The sequence below is a fragment of the Paenibacillus sp. Y5S-9 genome (assembly GCF_036894235.1).
In the GTDB taxonomy this organism is placed as follows: domain Bacteria; phylum Bacillota; class Bacilli; order Paenibacillales; family Paenibacillaceae; genus Paenibacillus.
In genome coordinates this window covers 6,117,214-6,134,938 of sequence record NZ_CP145887.1, presented here as the reverse complement: position 1 = coordinate 6,134,938, position 17,725 = coordinate 6,117,214, and the positions used below count along the sequence as shown (strand labels likewise).

The following is a 17,725-nucleotide window of genomic DNA, read 5'->3' as shown; positions in this document are numbered from 1 at the left end:
AAAAGGAAATAAAAAAAATCTGGGGGTAACAGCGATCGGAAGATGGTACTGCAATCGGAGTGTCTAGTGTAAATCTTAATGGAAATGAAAATGGTAAACGGTTTTTTCAGGAAAACGTAGAAGAGTCGGTGCAGAAGTGGTACACTATACTAGTTCAGGAGTTATGACTGCTGATCTGATGATTATGAATGACTGTAAGCTTGGAGTTCAGGCAATACAGACATAATAGATAGATATAGCAATACCGTGACAATGCAGGTGTACCCGATAAGGTGCAGTCTTAGGCTTGGGATGTTCAGGCGTTTAAGGATATAGGGATGAAATCCGGCGGCTAGCCGGTTATGGGGAGGATCTACATGAAAACAGCAACAATACGAAGAGAAGACGTTGAACTTCTGGCACCCGCTGGTGACTGGGATTGTATGCGTTCGGCGGTAGCCAATGGCGCAGATGCAATTTTCTTCGGAGTCGAAAAGTTTAATGCACGGGCACGGGCGAACAATTTCCGCATGGACGAGCTGCCGGAGATTATGGCGTTTTTGCACAGTTATGGCGTAAAAGGTTTCTTGACCTTTAATATATTGATTTTTGAAAATGAATTGACGGATGCAAAAGAACTGATTGATGCATGTGTCGATGCTGGTGTGGACGCTGTAATTGTTCAGGATTTGGGCTTGGTGAAGATGATCCGCGAGATTTCGCCGGATTTCCCGATTCACGGTTCAACACAGATGACGATTACGTCACCGGAAGCGGTCGAGTTTACGAAGCCGTTTGATATGGAACGTGTTGTTCTGGGACGGGAGAACAACTTGAAGCAGATCCAGAAGATCGGGGAACAGGCGAAGCTTCCAATGGAAGTATTCGTTCATGGCGCGCTGTGTGTATCCTACTCGGGGCAGTGTCTGACTTCCGAAATGTGGGGAGGACGTTCGGCGAACCGCGGAGAGTGCGCACAAGCTTGTCGTCTTCCATATGACCTGATGGTGGATGGAGAGCACAAGCCGATGGGTGATGTGGCTTATCTGTTGTCTCCGAAGGATCTGGCAGCGATTGATCTGATGCCGGAACTGATCGAAGCAGGAGTAACTTCTTTCAAAATTGAAGGACGTCTCAAAACGCCGGAATACGTAGCAAACGTAGTAAGCAAATATCGTAAAGCGATTGACCGTTATTTTGATGGAGATAACACACCGCCAAGCAAGGAAGAAGTTCGCGAATTGCAGCAAAGCTTCTCCCGTGGATTCACGCATGGTTTCCTGAGCGGTACAAACAACAAAGAACTGGTGGATGGAACATTCCCGAAAAGCCGTGGTGTCTATCTTGGTCGTGTAGATCAAGTGTTGCGCGATGGTGTGGTCCTGAAGTTGGATGCACCTGTGAAACGTGGAGACGGAATTGTATTTGACGCTGGAGACCCGACTCAGAAGGAAGAGGGCGGACGGGTATACGATGTACGGCGCAAAGGCGTAAAACTCGAAGGCGAAGCCGAAGAGGGCTGGATTGTTGACGTTGTGCCAGGCCGTAGTGACGTAGATCTGCGTCGTGTGAAAGTTGGCGACAAAGTGTGGAAAACGAATGACCCGGCGCTCGACAAACGTCTGCGTCAAAGCTTCGAGACCGAGAAGCCTTACCGTGTATTCCCGGTGAAAGTAAAAGTTATCGGCAGCCCGGGGCAACCGCTCAGCACGTGGTGGACAGACGTGCAGAAAGGCACGACTGTCCGTATTGATTCCGAGATGGAACTGGACATCGCCCAGAAGCGTCCAATGACACATGAATTGCTCGAAGAGCAGTTCGGACGTCTGGGCGGCACAGTGTTCCAGTTGGAAGGAATGGACGTCAATCTGCACGGTGACGTCATTATCCCAATGCGCGAGTTGAATAACATTCGCCGTCAGGCAGTAGAACAACTCGCGGGTGAACGTCCTAAACCACCCGTATACGTGAAACGGGCGGTAGATGTATACGGCGATTCGGTTAAACCGGCATCGCCAGTGGCTCGCGGTCAAGCAGAGCTGACCGCGCTCTGTCGCAGCCTGCCACAAGTGGAGGCAGCGATTGAAGCAGGAATCGGCATGATCTATGCCGACTTCGAGTTTATCAAGCAGTTCCCGGCAGCCGTGGAAGCTGTGCATGCCGCTGGTCGCAAGATCGCGCTGGCAACACCGCGTATTCACATGCCTGGGGAGAACGGATATCACAACAACATCCTGCGTCTGAAGCCGGATGCGGTATTGGTGCGTAATACAGGTGCGCTGTACTTTTACCTTCGTCACCGGATGGAAAACCCGGATGCGAAGCACCCGGAACTGATCGGCGACTTCTCATTGAACATCGCCAATCACAAAGCAGTAGAATTGTTCCTGGAAGCCGGATGTGACTGGATTACCCCATCCTATGACCTGAACATTCAACAAATGGTTGATTTGCTGGGTCACTCCCGTACAAGTCAGACTGAAGTGGTTATCCATCAGCATCTGCCGATGTTCCACACCGAGCACTGTGTATATTGTACGTTCATGAGTGAAGGAACGGACTATACTAACTGTGGCCGTCCTTGTGAGGAACAGCGTGCATCCCTGCAAGACCGGATCGGCATGTCCCACCCGGTACGTGTGGATGAAGGTTGCCGTAATACGGTATACAACGCAGTGGAGCAGTCGGGTGCCGAGTATCTGACTAACTTTATGGATCTGGGTGTATCCCGTTACCGTGTGGAATTCCTGGAAGAGACACCGGAGCAGGTACGCGAAGTAATTGATCTGTACAACCGTGCACTGCGCGGCGAGATCAGTGGTACACAAGTTTGGAAAACACTTAAAGCAACAAACCAACTGGGCGTTACACGTGGTCAATTGGTGAAATAAACAGATTGTATTTTACATCAACATTTACAATCAAGCATGAAGCAACCCCAATCTCTGCTTTAAGGAGCTCTTGGGGTTTTTTTACATCATGACACAGGAGGCGAAGAAGCGTGGCGCCATTCACAATTATGGATATCAAATTGCTGTGCGGGGTCACGGCATTCAAGCGCGGAGAAGATTATAACCAATCTGGCAGGGTGACCAATCTGGTGGTTAGTGAGGATCAGCTTCATTATGAAGCACAGGTACGTGGGTCGGAGCGCTATCAGGTGACGGTGGATATAGATGGATCAGGTGAGGTTGTGGCAGGCTGCAGTTGTCCGGGTGACGGCAGACATTATGACTATTGCAAACATGTCGCTGCTGTCCTGTTGGCTATTCACGAATGGGGTGAGCAGCAGGAGCGTAATGCCACGATTGCCTCTGGGAAGCCTCCTCAACCTGCTACAGGCCAAGGAGCCAATACCAGTTCTAACTTTGGTTCCAAGTCCAAGGTTGGGACGCTAGTCGAAGAGAGCGTGTGGGAGCGCCCCCAGTCCGCTTCACAACGAGAGCAACTGAATGATGCTCCAGAGCGTCCTCCGGTTCATTTTGCCCAAGCAGGTCGGCCAAGCTCAGCTTCGGGGTGGGGCCGATCGGCAGATAAACCTTCTTACCGTACGGCGGATCAGATTCTGTCCATGTTTGCCAAGGATCGGAGACCGCTGCATGGAACTGATCGTAAGTACACTGCTCCTGTCAGCCGTTCCTCCCTGCGGGAAGAATTGCAGGTTCAGTTTATATGCAAGCTGATACAGGTTCACAAGGGTGGCGGGAAACTTGCTCTTGAATTGAAAGTGGGTAACAAACGTCTGTATGTGGTGCAGAAATTGAAACAATTCCTGAACTGCATCGAAAAAGGCGAGCCCATGTCATTTACCAAACTGTTCCACTATGATCCATTAATGCATGTGTTCACTCCGCAGGATCAGGCGATTCTCTCGATGCTCATTCGAATGAGGCAGAGTGAAGAGGCATACCGCGAATCCATTTCCGGTTATTTGGGGGCGTCAGATGGACGGGATATATTGATTGCTCCACTCGTATGGAAGCCACTGCTGGAATTGCTGCTGCAGGCTGATAGTCGGATGGAGGGTACAGGATTTGCCAATGGACCACTCACGCTCGGTGAGGGAGTATTGCCTTTGTTTTACCGGATTGCCCAGGGAGCGAATGAAGGGTATCAGCTTGAAATTTCGGGTCTGCGTGAGCTGATTCTTCTTCCTGCCTATGATGCTGCCGTAGTGGAAGGACAGTTGCATATGTTGGAACCGATGCAGATGCGAAGTCTGGAGGATTTGAGTGGGGCGCTCACTTCATATGGAATCAAGGAAAGCATCGATATTTCGACCCAGCAGGTGGATGAGTTTGTTCAGCATGTCGTGCCAGAACTGCGTACGCTCGGCCATCTGTCCATTGATTCACAGGTGCGTGAACAGATCGCGGAACCGGAACTCTCACCGAAGCTGTACATCGACTTCTATCGTGAACGTATTACAGCGCGTCTGGAATTCGACTATGAGGTCATGGTTATTAATCCGCTTGCCGAGTACTTGATAGATGAAGAAGAGAAAAAGGTTATTTTGGTGCGTGACCGATACAAAGAGCGGAATCTGATTGAACGGCTTGATCGATCCTTTCTCGAAAGGGATGGTAGTGTTTGGGCGAGCGAACGGGAAGATGCCATCTATGATGTCATGTATCATCTGTTGCCTGAACTTGAGAAACAGGTAGAAATCTACATGCCAAACGCCGTGAAGGCGATGGTGCAATCCTATCCAACACCGCCGAAAGTACGAGCAGATTTGGGAAGAGGATTGGACTGGCTGGAGATTTCATTCGAGATGGAAGGTGTGGACGAGCAGGAACTTCAGGAACTCATGCGTCGCATTGTGGAAAAGAAACCGTATTTCCGTCTCAAGAGCGGTGTCTTTCTGTCGCTTGAAAATGAAGGTGCAGATAGCTTCGCTCACATGGCCGATTCACTTGGGCTGGGGGCAGATGACATCAAGAGCAGCCATATCCGGCTGCCAGCTGTTCGGGCGTTACAATTGCCAGGCAGGGACGAAGTTTCCGGTCATGTGAAGTGGGGAGGCTCCCTGAAACGTTTCCTCGATGATCTCAGAGATCCCGAACGGATGGATTTTGCATTGCCGGGATCACTGACCCCCATCCTGCGGGATTATCAGAATAGCGGATACCAGTGGTTGCGTACTCTCGCTTATTATCGTTTTGGCGGCATTCTGGCGGATGATATGGGACTTGGCAAAACGTTGCAAAGCATCGCCTATATCACAGCGGTTCTTCTAGAGAAGCCTGAGTACAACATTGACCATACGGGCGGTGATAAATACCGGGAGAGCGGACCATTACGGGATGGTGAAACGTTGGCGATTTCCGACATCGATCCCAAAACTGGGCTCCCATTGGATAAGATGGCTTCAGAGAATACGGATGGCTTATGGTCTACGATGCAGCAGGATGGACTGACAATCCGAACGAGGGTCATTCATCCCCCGGTACTTGTCGTGGCTCCTGCCTCGCTGACCTACAACTGGGCTAATGAGTTTGCACGGTTCGCTCCGCATCTGAACGTCCTGATTGCCGCAGGTCAGAAAGAAGAGCGAGCCAATATGCTTTCAGGCATGGATGAGGCGGATGTGATTGTGACGTCTTATCCTTTATTACGCCGGGATCTAGACACTTACCTTGGCCGAACATTTCATACGCTCATTCTGGATGAAGCTCAGGCAATCAAAAATGCTTCTTCCCAGACTGCGCAGGCAGTGAAACAAATTCAGGCTCCGCGCCGTTTTGCACTCACAGGTACACCTGTGGAGAACTCGCTGGATGAATTGTGGTCCATTTTTGAAGCCGTATTCCCAGGGTTATTTCCAAGTTACAGAAGATTCCGTGACCTTCCTCCGGAACGGATCTCGCGGATGGTGCGTCCGTTTATTCTGCGCCGCCTGAAGAAGGATGTGTTGGAAGAATTGCCGGATCGAATTGAAACGGTACAGCGGTCAGAGCTTACGGTTGAACAGAAGAAACTGTACGCCGCATACCTATCCCAGCTTCAGGATGAAGCATCGAAGGACATGGAGGATAATGGATTCCAGAAGAATCGTATCAAAATTCTGGCAGGCATCACCCGTTTGCGTCAGTTATGTTGTCATCCTGCCCTCTTTGTTGAAGGGTACCAAGGCGATTCCGGGAAAATGGAACAGTTGCTTGAAACGGTCGAGGATTGTTTGGCTTCAGGCAAACGAATTCTTATCTTCTCCCAATTTGCAAGCATGTTGAACCTGATTCGCCAGACGCTCGTGGCACAGGGAAGGAATCTGTTCTACCTCGATGGTCAGACCCCTGCGCAGAGCCGGGTTGAGATGTGCCACAGATTTAATGAGGGCGAAGCTGAACTGTTCTTAATCTCCCTGAAAGCTGGCGGTACCGGACTAAACTTAACAGGGGCAGATACCGTTATATTATATGATCTATGGTGGAATCCCGCCGTGGAAGAACAGGCAATTGGCCGTGCCCATCGTATGGGACAGAAACAAGTGGTGCAAGTCATTCGTTTAGTTACCGAAGGTACGATCGAAGAGAAGATTTTGGAACTCCAGCAGCGGAAGAAGGACTTGATTGCCGAAGTAATCGAACCGGGAGACGGAGGATCAACGACTTTATCCGAACAGGATATCCGCGAATTGTTGATGGTATAATGAAGTCCAAGCATCCTAGCAATAAGAATCATTAAATATATGAATCTATACAAGATGGACTAATCATTTACATGATAACGGAGAGGACAGAAATAACCTGAAAAAGCGAAGCGTTCGCCTAAAAGCTTTCTGAAAGAAGCTGCATCGGAAAGCATACGCTATCCTCGGATTTTCCCCTTTAAAAAAGGGAATGAAAAAAATCTGGGGATAACAGCGATTGGAAGGTTGTTCTGTCATCGGAGTGGTAAGTGTAAATATGCTTTAGTTCAACTTGTTTAACAAAAGGAGTGGGTTCGTGTGCGTATTCGCAAAGCGATTATTCCAGCTGCAGGGCTGGGTACCCGGTTTCTGCCTGCTACCAAGGCGATGCCTAAGGAAATGCTGCCCATCGTGGACAAGCCAACGATCCAGTATATTATTGAAGAAGCCGTAGCTTCAGGCATTGAAGATATCATTATTGTGACGGGTAAAGGGAAGCGGGCCATTGAAGATCACTTCGACTATTCTTTTGAACTGGAGCAGAATCTCGCGGACAAACAGAAGTGGGACTTGCTTAACGAAGTACGCAAACCCTCCGAGATGGCAGATATCCATTATATCCGTCAAAAGGAACCGAAGGGACTTGGTCACGCCATCTGGTGCGCCCGCAAGTTTATCGGCAATGAGCCTTTTGCCGTCCTGTTAGGGGACGACATCGTGGAAGCGGACCATCCCTGCCTGAAGCAGATGATCGATGTCTACGATGAACTGCAATCTCCGATTGTTGGTGTACAGCCTGTTGATTGGAGCGAGGTATCCCGCTACGGGATTGTGGATGGAGAGTTGCTAACCCCTACCGATGATCGTGTCTTTCGTGCCCGCCGCTTAATTGAGAAACCAAAGACCGAAGATTCCCCTTCGAACCTTGCTATTATGGGACGTTACATTCTTACACCGGATATCTTTGAGATACTAGGTCAACAATCTGCTGGCGTTGGGGGCGAAATTCAGCTCACGGATGCTTTGTCCCGATTGAATGAACAGCGGCAGATTCTCGCATATCATTTTGACGGACTGCGTCATGATGTTGGCGAGAAGTTAGGTTTCATTGAGACGTCCATACATTATGCATTGCAGCGCCCGGATCTACGGAAAGATCTCTTAAAGTATTTGGAACAGGTTGTAAAGGATCAATAAATGGTTTTCCGCATGCCCTTGAAGTCCAGCCGAAGAATGATATCGCGGCTGGGCTTTAATTTATTTTATGGAAGAGTAAATATGAGGCTTATACAGGCCAATGAACAAACACATACCCGACACTTTACATATACATAGTCAATATGAAGAAATGATGTTAACAGCAAAACGGAGGGATGTCATGAAGGTACTTCCGCTGTTTATGGATGGTGCTGCCATCTTGGAACCCAAGGTTTATGGTGATCACCGTGGATATTTTATGGAGAGTTATAATGAGCAGGTTCTGCATGAACAGGGGATACAGCACGTCTTTATTCAGGACAATCAATCCTTATCGGCTGAAGCAGGTGTTCTGCGTGGGCTTCATTACCAGCTCCAGCCCAAAGCACAGTCTAAATTGGTGAGGGTTATATCTGGGGCTATATATGATGTGATTGTGGATGTCCGCACGTCATCCCCTACCTTTGGCCAATGGAAAAGTGTCATTCTAAGTGAGTACAACCAGCGGCAACTGCTTGTTCCTCAAGGATTTGCTCATGGTTTCTGTACCTTGGTGCCTCATTCCCAGGTAACTTATAAGGTGGACGCCTATTATTCGCCTGAACATGACCGTGGAATTCTGTGGAACGATCCGGCACTCGCCATTGATTGGCCTGTGACGAAACCTATATTATCGGAGAAGGATCAGAAGCATCCTTTACTGAAAGATGCTGAACTGAACTTCGACTAATTAATCAGACTTTTCAGATACTTATGTATCTGGAGGCAGAGGAGAGAGACAGAATGAAACTACTGGTTACGGGTGGGGCCGGATTTATCGGCAGCAACTTTGTATTATATATGCTTCGTGAACATCCGAGTTACGAGATAATTAATGTGGATGCACTAACCTATGCGGGGAACTTGGAGAACTTGCATACAGTAGAGTCCAATCCCCGATATACCTTCATCAAAGCAGATATTGCAGATGTACAGCAGATGGAAGCTGTTTTTTCCCAAGGCATCGATGTGGTTGTGAATTTCGCTGCCGAGTCTCATGTGGATCGAAGTATTCTGTCCCCGGATATCTTTGTGCGTACCAATGTGATGGGCACTCAGGTTCTGCTGGATGCGGCAAAGAAATATCAAGTCACCAAATTTGTTCAGGTATCGACAGATGAGGTATATGGATCACTAGGTGCAACAGGTTTATTTACTGAAGATACACCTCTGATGCCTAACAGTCCTTACTCTGCAAGTAAAGCTGGCGGGGATCTGCTCGTAAGAGCCTATCATGAAACGTTTGGACTTCCTGTAAATATTACACGTTGCTCTAATAACTATGGACCTTTTCAATTCCCGGAGAAACTGATTCCGCTGATTATATCCCGTGCATTGAATGATGAAGCCATCCCAGTATATGGTGACGGGCTCAATATTCGTGACTGGCTTTATGTTGAGGATCACTGCAGCGCGATTGATCTGGTGATTCATAATGGACAATCTGGAGAGGTATACAACATTGGTGGTAATAATGAACGTACTAATATTTACATTGTGGAGAGCGTATTGGAGCAACTGGGTAAACCTGCGAGTTTGATTCAATATGTACAGGATCGATTGGGTCATGACCGACGTTACGGTATAGATCCTACCAAGATACGCACAGAGCTCGGCTGGCAACCTGCACACAATTTTGAGACAGGGATCAAGGAGACGATCCAATGGTATCTGAAACATCAAGATTGGTGGACGAGAATTCAATCAGGCACGTATCAGGACTATATTCAGCTTCAGTATGGTAAGCGGATGGGTGATTCGTCCAAATGAACTATAGAGTTATGGTGACTGGCGCGGCGGGACAGCTGGGTTATGATGTGGTGAAGACCTTCGAAGCAGAGGGTCATCAAGTATTGGCCTGTGACAAGAACCAGATGGATATTACCGATCAACAGCAGTGCACAGATATGATTAAGACGTTCCGACCCCACATCATAATTCACTGCGCTGCTTACACAGCGGTCGATCAGGCTGAGGTAGATGAGGATACAGCATATGCAATCAATGCATCAGGTACTAGAAATATCGCGGTTGCCGCCGAGAAAGTGAAAGCAAAACTGGTATATATCTGTACCGATTATGTATTTGATGGGAGCGGGAGTACACCTTACCGAGAATACGATGTAACGAATCCGCAGAGTGTATATGGCAAGTCGAAGCTTGCTGGGGAACGGCTGGTTCAAAGTTTGTGCACGCAATGGTTTGTCATCCGAACATCATGGGTGTTTGGCGTATATGGCAGTAATTTTGTCAAAACCATGCTGGAACTTATGGAGAAACGTCCACAACTGCAAGTTGTTCATGACCAACAAGGTTCGCCTACCTATACGGTGGATCTTGCCCGATTCATTCATACCCTTTCTACGAGTGAAAAGTATGGCATCTATCATGCCTCCAATTCAGGAACTTGCACATGGTACGAGTTTGCACAGGCAATAAGAGAGGAAGCCGGTAAACAGAGTGGGTTCGAGCCGACAGCCGAACTTACGCCATGCACAACCGATCAGTTTCCGCGGCCAGCCCCTCGTCCTGCATACTCGGTGATGGATCATCTGGCGATTCGAACGAACGGTTTGGAACCTCTGAGACCTTGGCGTGAGGCGCTGATTGCATTTTTGAAAGAGTTGAGTGTACTGCAAAAGGACTGAGCATGTGGAGCGTCCGTGCTTTATTCCCAAACTACACCCACCATTTAACAGCCGCCTCCGGGCGGCTATTTTGTTTTGTACCTCCTCAATTCGGGTAGTTAGCTAACAAAAAGGTACTGAGGATGTGAATGTGATATGAAACGCATTGCCGCCGTGTTAATACTACTGATCGTTACCGTGGGCACACTCTTTTTCGCCTATGAAAGCGAGAGTGAGGAACAACGGGACGGATTTACCGCTTATAGATTAATCGCCCACGCCATGGGCAGTATTCGTGATCAACCATATACCAACGCCTATGAAGCGATGATTGCCAATTACGAGAAAGGCACACGTGTTTTTGAGATCGACTTTATGCTGACCTCGGATCGCAAAGCCGTAGCCAGACATGAGTGGACCGCTAATATGAGTAAAATGCTAGGACAGGACCAAGAGCTTCCCGAGGAAAAACAGGCCGGGGCGTTGACACATGATGAATTCATGGATACGCCAATCTTGGGCATGTACCAACCCATGGATGCCGATGGCATTATAGATGTACTGGCTCAGTACCCGGATATGTATATCGTAACCGACACCAAGGAACAGAAGGATGAGGATATACAGCAGGTGTTAAGATCCCTCGTGGATGCAGCCAAAGAACATGATCCATCCGTGCTGGATCGAGTGGTTGTACAGATCTATAACGAACCGATGCTTGAAACGGTGAAAGAAGTCTATGCATTCCCTTCCATTATCTATACGTTATATGCCACACAGGATACAGAAGATCAGGTTGTTGATTTTGTACAAAAAAATGATATTGATGCCGTGACTATGCCGGAATATAAAGTAAACCAGAATTTTGTCGCCAAGCTAAATAGTGCAGGCTCAGTCACCTATGTTCATACCATCAATGACACTGAACAGGTGGCTAACTATGAGAAATGGGGCGTGTACGGGGTGTACTCGGACGTGTTGACAGAGCAGGAGTTGGATGAAATGAACACACGCTTTGCCTGGAAACCGTAAAAATTCATATTTTTCTGTTCCCCTTTTTATACGAACATTGACACTCACTGTCTGCTGACTTAGACTTAGTTTACAAGCTTTCTAGGATGCAGAAGAACCTCTGGAGGAATGTTCGTTGATAGACATGATTAAGCAGTGGAGACATGTATTTAAGCTTGACCCGGACAGGGAGATTACGGACGAAGAACTCGATCTGGTCTGCATGTCGGGGACCGATGCAATTATCGTCGGTGGCTCTTCGGGAATTACTTATGATAATACGGTAGACCTGATGTCCCGTGTGCGTCGTTATGAGTTGCCATGTGTGCTTGAAGTATCCGATCTGGAGGCTGTTGTTCCCGGGTTTGACGGATATTTGATCCCGATGGTCTTGAATGCAACGGACAGCAAATGGATGATTGGGCACCACCAGCAAGCTATAGAGCGTTACGGTTATCTTATCCCTTGGGATCTGCTGATTGCCGAGGGTTATATTGTGCTTAATGGGAACTCCACGGTAGCGCGGTTAACTGGTGCAGATACGGATCTGACGACAGGAGCTGCGGTGGCATATGCCCAGGCAGCGGAGCGTCTGCTCAATCTTCCAATTGTATACATGGAGTACAGCGGAACGTTCGGAGATATGGAGCTTGTTGGTGAGACACATAGACAATTGGAGCGGGCACACCTCATCTACGGCGGCGGAATTGATGATCCAGAGAAAGCCACGCAAGCTGCCCAGGTGGCAGACACCGTCGTGGTAGGTAACATTGTGTACAGCGATTTGACTAAGGCACTTGAGACAGTGTTGGCTGTAAAAGGAACCAATTAATCGGTTTAGTTTACCATTCCCCCATTTTCCCCTTATGATCTGTTAAAATAGAACTTTGCCCTTACTAATTTTAAGAAGTTTATATGAGCGTAATGTCGTTTACACGAGAACGATGAGGAGAGAAGTGAGCTGGAGAAACGAAATGCTCGTTAAAAGCTTTCTGTAAGAAAGCTAAATCCTAAGCATACTTCTATTACCTGATTTTGTTCTTTTTTTACTAAGAAATTTGTATACAGGGATTATGTTTACACGAAAACGGAGAGTGCAGAAGCAATCTGAAGAAACGCAGTGTTCTCTCTTGTGATTTCACTACCCTTAAATATAAGCTAAACTAAATTTTACACGAGAACGTAGAGGACAGAAATAAGCTGGAGAAGCGAAGCATTCGCCTTTATTTCCGGTTTTTAACCTCTTACCAATAATTCGTATACAGGATTATGTTTACACGGAAACGGAGAGTGCAGAAGCAATCTGAAGAAACGAAGTGTTCGTATTTATCACCGGATTTTCCCTTTATTAAAGGGAATCAAAAAATTTGGGGATAACGACGATCGGAAGATGCTGCTGCAATCGAAGTCCAAGTGTAATGGATAGATCAGGTATACCGACCAACCAACGAAAGGAGCATGCATGCATGCAACCTGTAAATATACATGATGCCGTTGCACGGCTTAACACCCCTCAACGGCAAGCCGTCGAGGCGACGGATGGCCCACTGCTGATTATGGCTGGAGCGGGCTCCGGCAAAACCCGGGTGCTGACACACCGGATTGCCTACCTCATTGCAACACGGAAAGCACCCCCGTGGGGCATTTTAGCGATTACCTTTACAAACAAAGCCGCTCGTGAGATGCAAGACCGGGTTTCCCAACTGGTTGGTGGCTCCCAAGGCCGCGACATTTGGGTATCCACGTTCCACTCCATGTGCGTGCGAATTCTGCGTCGTGATATTGAACGTATTGGCTTTACCTCCAACTTTAGTATTTTGGACTCATCGGACCAATTATCTGTAATTCGTAGCTGTATGAAAGACCAAAATATCGATACCAAGAAATTCGAGCCAAAAGCAGTTCAATCGATGATGAGCACAGCCAAGAATGAACTGATTAGTCCGGAGCAATATGAGAAGCAGGCAGGAGACTATTTCGAGGGTATTGTAGCGAAGATATATAAGATGTACCAAAAACGGTTAAGAGCCAACAACTCACTTGATTTCGATGATCTCATTATGCAGACCATTCAACTGTTCAAGGAAGTACCGGAAGTCCTCGACTTTTACCAAAAGAAATTCCAGTACATTCACGTGGACGAGTATCAGGATACGAACCGTGCACAGTACATGCTGTGCCGCATGCTCGCTGACAGTCACCACCGCATCTGCGTTGTAGGGGATAGTGACCAGTCGATCTATCGCTGGCGCGGGGCGGATATCAGCAATATCCTGAATTTTGAAAAAGACTATCCAGAAGCAAATACGATTTTGCTGGAGCAGAACTACCGTTCAACTTCCAATATCCTGAATGCAGCGAATGAAGTGATCGGCCTGAATACAGGGCGTAAACCGAAGAAACTGTGGACGGACAAAGAGGGTGGTTCGAAGATCAAGGTATACCGTGCGGATTCCGAACATGATGAGGGGTATTTTGTTACCTCCGAGATTAGTAAAAATGTGAAGAACGGCAAATCCTATCAGAACCATGCGATTTTGTATCGTACCAACGCCCAGTCCCGGGTTATAGAGGAAATTCTGATCAAGTCTGATATTCCGTATCAGATTGTCGGCGGCATCAAGTTCTACGATCGTAAAGAGATCAAGGACATTCTGGCGTATCTGCGCCTGTTATCCAACCCCGACGATGATATCAGTCTCACCCGGATCATTAATGTACCGAAGCGTAGCATCGGTGATACAACGGTAGCGAAGCTTGCGGCTGCGGCAGGAGAGCGTGGAATTTCTATTTTCCGAGTACTGCAGGTCGTGGATGATCTTGGTTTTGCTGGACGTACGCGTAATGCGCTCGTGGAGTTCTATGACATGATCGCTGCGCTGCATCAGATGGTAGAATATCTGTCTGTAACTGAATTAACCGAGAAGATACTTGAGATGAGCCAATACCGTCTTGAGATGCAAAATGAAAACACACTCGAATCCCGTGCACGGCTGGAGAACATTGAAGAGTTCCTGTCGGTAACGATGGAATTTGAGAAAAATAATGAAGACAAAACGCTCGTATCGTTCCTCACCGATCTTGCATTGATTGCTGACATCGACAGCATGAACGATGATGAAGAGGATCAGAGCGACGCTGTTACCCTGATGACCATGCACAGCGCCAAAGGTCTGGAGTTCCCGGTAGTCTTTATCGTGGGTATGGAAGAAGGGGTCTTCCCGCATAGCCGTGCCTTTATGGACAATGAAGAGTTGGAAGAAGAACGCCGACTGGCTTATGTAGGGATCACCCGTGCGGAAGAGCAACTCTTCCTGTCGTGTGCCCAGATGCGTACGTTGTTTGGACGTACCACAGCGAATCCGCCTTCCCGCTTCCTGGACGAAATTCCGGATGAGCTGAAGGAAGACACCTCCATGGCTCGTGATCGTTACCGTCGTGGCAGTAGCGGAGGCGGCTCTTATGGTGGACGTGGACTAGGTTCCAGTGGAGGAAGCAACTTCGGTGGTGGTACCAAGCTCTTTGATCACCAAAGCAAAAGCGGTTCATCTGCTACCTCATCCACGCCAACTTCGCGTGTGACCACGAGCACGTCCCGCCCAGCATACTCTACGCCATCATCTGCTTCCAAGCCGGTGGCTTCTAATGGTGAAGCAGGATTCAAGGCAGGAGATAAAGTGCAGCATGGAAAATGGGGGACAGGCACAATTGTTGCAGTAAAAGGGACAGGTAATGATACCGAACTGCAGATTGCCTTCCCGGCTCCGGTTGGTGTGAAACGTTTGCTTGCCGGTTTTGCCCCTATTACGAAAGTAGAATAAGAACGAAACTTCCTTTTGCACGATAACGGAGAGAACAGAAATGACTTGAAGAAGCAAGGCGTTCGCCTTTATCCCTGGATTTCTACCTTTTAAAATGAATAAAAGAAACCCGGGGATAACAGCGATCGGAAAGTTATTCTGTTATCGGAGTGTCGGTGTGGATATTCATTCATTGAAATTATGTAGTGATATCAACGATGGAACGTTTTTCTGTTATCGCAGTCCAAGTGCAATAGGAGTATTCGTTCTACATATATAGATCAAATTAACGGAGGGATGGCCCTGTATGGACCCGATGCACCGGATGGAGCAACTTGTTACCGAGCTGAACCAGCATAATTATCAGTACTACACGATGGATCAGCCACAGATCAGCGATAAGGAGTATGATCTTCTGTACGATGAACTGGTTACGCTGGAACAGGAAAGTGGCATCGTTCTGCCTGATTCTCCAACACAGCGTGTGGGCGGCGAACTGCTCAAGGGGTTTACCCCACATCGCCATTTATCCTCATTATGGAGTCTGGACAAAGCGCAGAATATTGAGCAGCTGCGCAGCTGGAATACCCGTGTACTGAAACTGATTAACGACTATAACAGTAAAAATTCCGATACGCCTTTACCGGAACCAGGTTATGTCATTGAGTTGAAGTTTGATGGATTGACGCTCAACCTGACCTACACCAACGGCGAGTTGGTACAAGCCTCTACTCGTGGTAACGGTACGGTGGGCGAAGGTATTTTGGCTCAGGTGAGAACGATCAGATCTGTCCCGCTCAAAATTCCTTACACAAGCGGCACGATTGAAGTACAGGGTGAAGGTATCATGAATCTGTCTGTTCTGGACCGATACAATGAGACCGCGGCAGAGCCACTCAAGAATGCGCGGAATGCAGCAGCAGGAGCGCTGCGTAACTTGAATCCGAAAGCGACGGCTGAGCGTCGGCTGAATGCTTACTTTTATAACGTAGGTTATTCGGATGACATTCAGTTTGCCAATCATCAGCAGATGATGGATTTCCTGCGTGAGAACCGCTTCAAAGTTAATCCATCGATTACTTATTTCCATGAGTTTGATGATGTGATGGAACAACTGGCCGCGATTCAGGAGAACCGAGGGCATCTAGATTATCTGATCGATGGAGCTGTTATTAAAATTACGGACATGCGCACCCGCGAGGTACTGGGTTATACCGATAAATTCCCTCGCTGGGCGGTAGCCTATAAATTCGAGGCAGAAGAGACCACGACGGTTCTTAACGCTGTGGTATGGAATGTGGGCCGTACTGGCAAAGTAACTCCGCTGGCACGCGTAGAACCGGTTGAACTTGCCGGGGTAACGGTCCAGAACTGTACGCTGAACAATGTAGGCGATATTGAGCGCAAAAATCTGAAGTTCGCTCTGGGCACACGGGTCTTTATCCGTCGCTCCAACGACGTCATTCCTGAAATTCTGGGCAAAGTGACGGAGGAGAGTGATGGCGAGGAGATCGTCTTCCCTGAGCAGTGTCCTGCATGTGGATTCCCGCTGGAGCAACGTGGAGCGCATCTATTCTGTAACAACAGACTGGCTTGCAAACCGCAAACGGTGGCACGTATTTCCCATTTTGCTTCCCGTGATGCCATGGACATCGAGACGTTCAGTGAGAAAACAGCGATTCAGCTGTATGATGAATTGAACGTACGTGAGCCTGCCGACCTGTATACGTTACAGTTTGATGATCTGGTGAAGCTGGAGCGATTTGGGGAAAAGAAAGCGAACAACCTTATCGCTGCGCTTGAGCTTAGTAAAGATAGAGACTTGGCTTCCTTCTTATACTCACTGGGTATTCCGAACACAGGTAAATCGACAACGCGTATGCTCGCTGATCATTACCGTGATCTGCACGCCATTATGAATGCAACTGTGGAAGAACTGGTTGAACTACCCGACGTCGGTGGTATTGTGGCAGAGAGCATCGTAAACTTTTTTGCAGATCCGTTTACACAGGCTGCAATTGAGAAAATGCTCAACTTGGGCGTGAAAGCTCAGGCACCTGAGGCGCCAACCGTTGCTGTTGTGGAAGATTCCTTCTTCAGTGGTAAAACGGTCGTTTTGACTGGAACGCTGCACCAACTGACTCGGGAAGAGGCAACGCAAAGACTGGAAGCACTCGGAGCGAAGGTGACTGGCAGTGTGTCGAAAAAGACAGATTTGGTTGTTGCCGGAGAGAAGGCAGGTAGTAAACTAACCAAGGCCCATGATCTCGGTATTCCAACGATTGAGGATGAGGATGAACTTGTACGTCTTTTGAACCCACAGGGTTAAAGGATGAATTAGCAAAAGAGTTCATATAAGAAAGCCCCCGAAGACACGAATATGTGATCGGGGGCTTTTGCTATTTATCTAAATTATTTTTACAACGAATGAACGCTCACCA

Annotated in this window: 10 protein-coding genes; all 10 read left to right on the top strand. The window is 48.0% G+C overall.

What is annotated here, in order from left to right; all coding sequences use genetic code 11:
- Positions 1-356 precede the first annotated feature (356 nt).
- The 10 genes from V6669_RS27070 (at position 357) to ligA (ending at position 17,613) form a co-directional block, all read left to right on the top strand.
- On the top strand, positions 357-2,870 hold the full coding sequence (locus V6669_RS27070; RefSeq protein ID WP_338588664.1) for a DUF3656 domain-containing protein: 2,514 nt from the start codon (positions 357-359) through the stop codon (positions 2,868-2,870).
- 110 nt (positions 2,871-2,980) lie between these two features.
- Positions 2,981-6,631 (top strand): DEAD/DEAH box helicase, encoded by a 3,651-nt coding sequence (locus V6669_RS27065; RefSeq protein ID WP_338588663.1) that lies wholly within the window; start codon positions 2,981-2,983, stop codon positions 6,629-6,631.
- Positions 6,632-6,928: 297 nt separating this feature from the next.
- Positions 6,929-7,807, top strand: coding sequence for a UTP--glucose-1-phosphate uridylyltransferase GalU (gene galU, locus V6669_RS27060; protein WP_338588662.1), 879 nt, complete (start codon positions 6,929-6,931; stop codon positions 7,805-7,807).
- Positions 7,808-7,988: 181 nt separating this feature from the next.
- Complete coding sequence (rfbC, locus tag V6669_RS27055; protein WP_338588661.1) at positions 7,989-8,537, top strand: dTDP-4-dehydrorhamnose 3,5-epimerase; 549 nt, start codon at positions 7,989-7,991, stop codon at positions 8,535-8,537.
- 53 nt (positions 8,538-8,590) lie between these two features.
- Positions 8,591-9,616: a dTDP-glucose 4,6-dehydratase gene (gene rfbB / locus V6669_RS27050; protein WP_338588660.1), complete on the top strand. Its 1,026-nt coding sequence runs from the start codon at positions 8,591-8,593 to the stop codon at positions 9,614-9,616.
- Positions 9,613-10,494 carry a dTDP-4-dehydrorhamnose reductase gene (gene rfbD / locus V6669_RS27045; protein WP_338588659.1) on the top strand — a complete coding sequence of 294 codons (882 nt, stop codon included), beginning with the start codon at positions 9,613-9,615 and terminating at the stop codon, positions 10,492-10,494. Before rfbB ends, rfbD begins: the two co-directional genes overlap by 4 nt.
- A 135-nt stretch (positions 10,495-10,629) precedes the next feature.
- Complete coding sequence (locus V6669_RS27040) at positions 10,630-11,505, top strand: phosphatidylinositol-specific phospholipase C/glycerophosphodiester phosphodiesterase family protein (RefSeq protein ID WP_249912618.1); 876 nt, start codon at positions 10,630-10,632, stop codon at positions 11,503-11,505.
- A 115-nt stretch (positions 11,506-11,620) separates the two neighbouring features.
- Entirely contained in the window at positions 11,621-12,316 is a 696-nt protein-coding gene (locus tag V6669_RS27035; RefSeq protein ID WP_338588658.1) for a heptaprenylglyceryl phosphate synthase, read from the top strand.
- Between the two features lie 634 nt (positions 12,317-12,950).
- Positions 12,951-15,305 (top strand): DNA helicase PcrA, encoded by a 2,355-nt coding sequence (pcrA, locus tag V6669_RS27030; protein ID WP_076334036.1) that lies wholly within the window; start codon positions 12,951-12,953, stop codon positions 15,303-15,305.
- A 286-nt stretch (positions 15,306-15,591) separates the two neighbouring features.
- Entirely contained in the window at positions 15,592-17,613 is a 2,022-nt protein-coding gene (gene ligA / locus V6669_RS27025; RefSeq protein WP_338588657.1) for an NAD-dependent DNA ligase LigA, read from the top strand.
- Positions 17,614-17,725 lie beyond the last annotated feature (112 nt).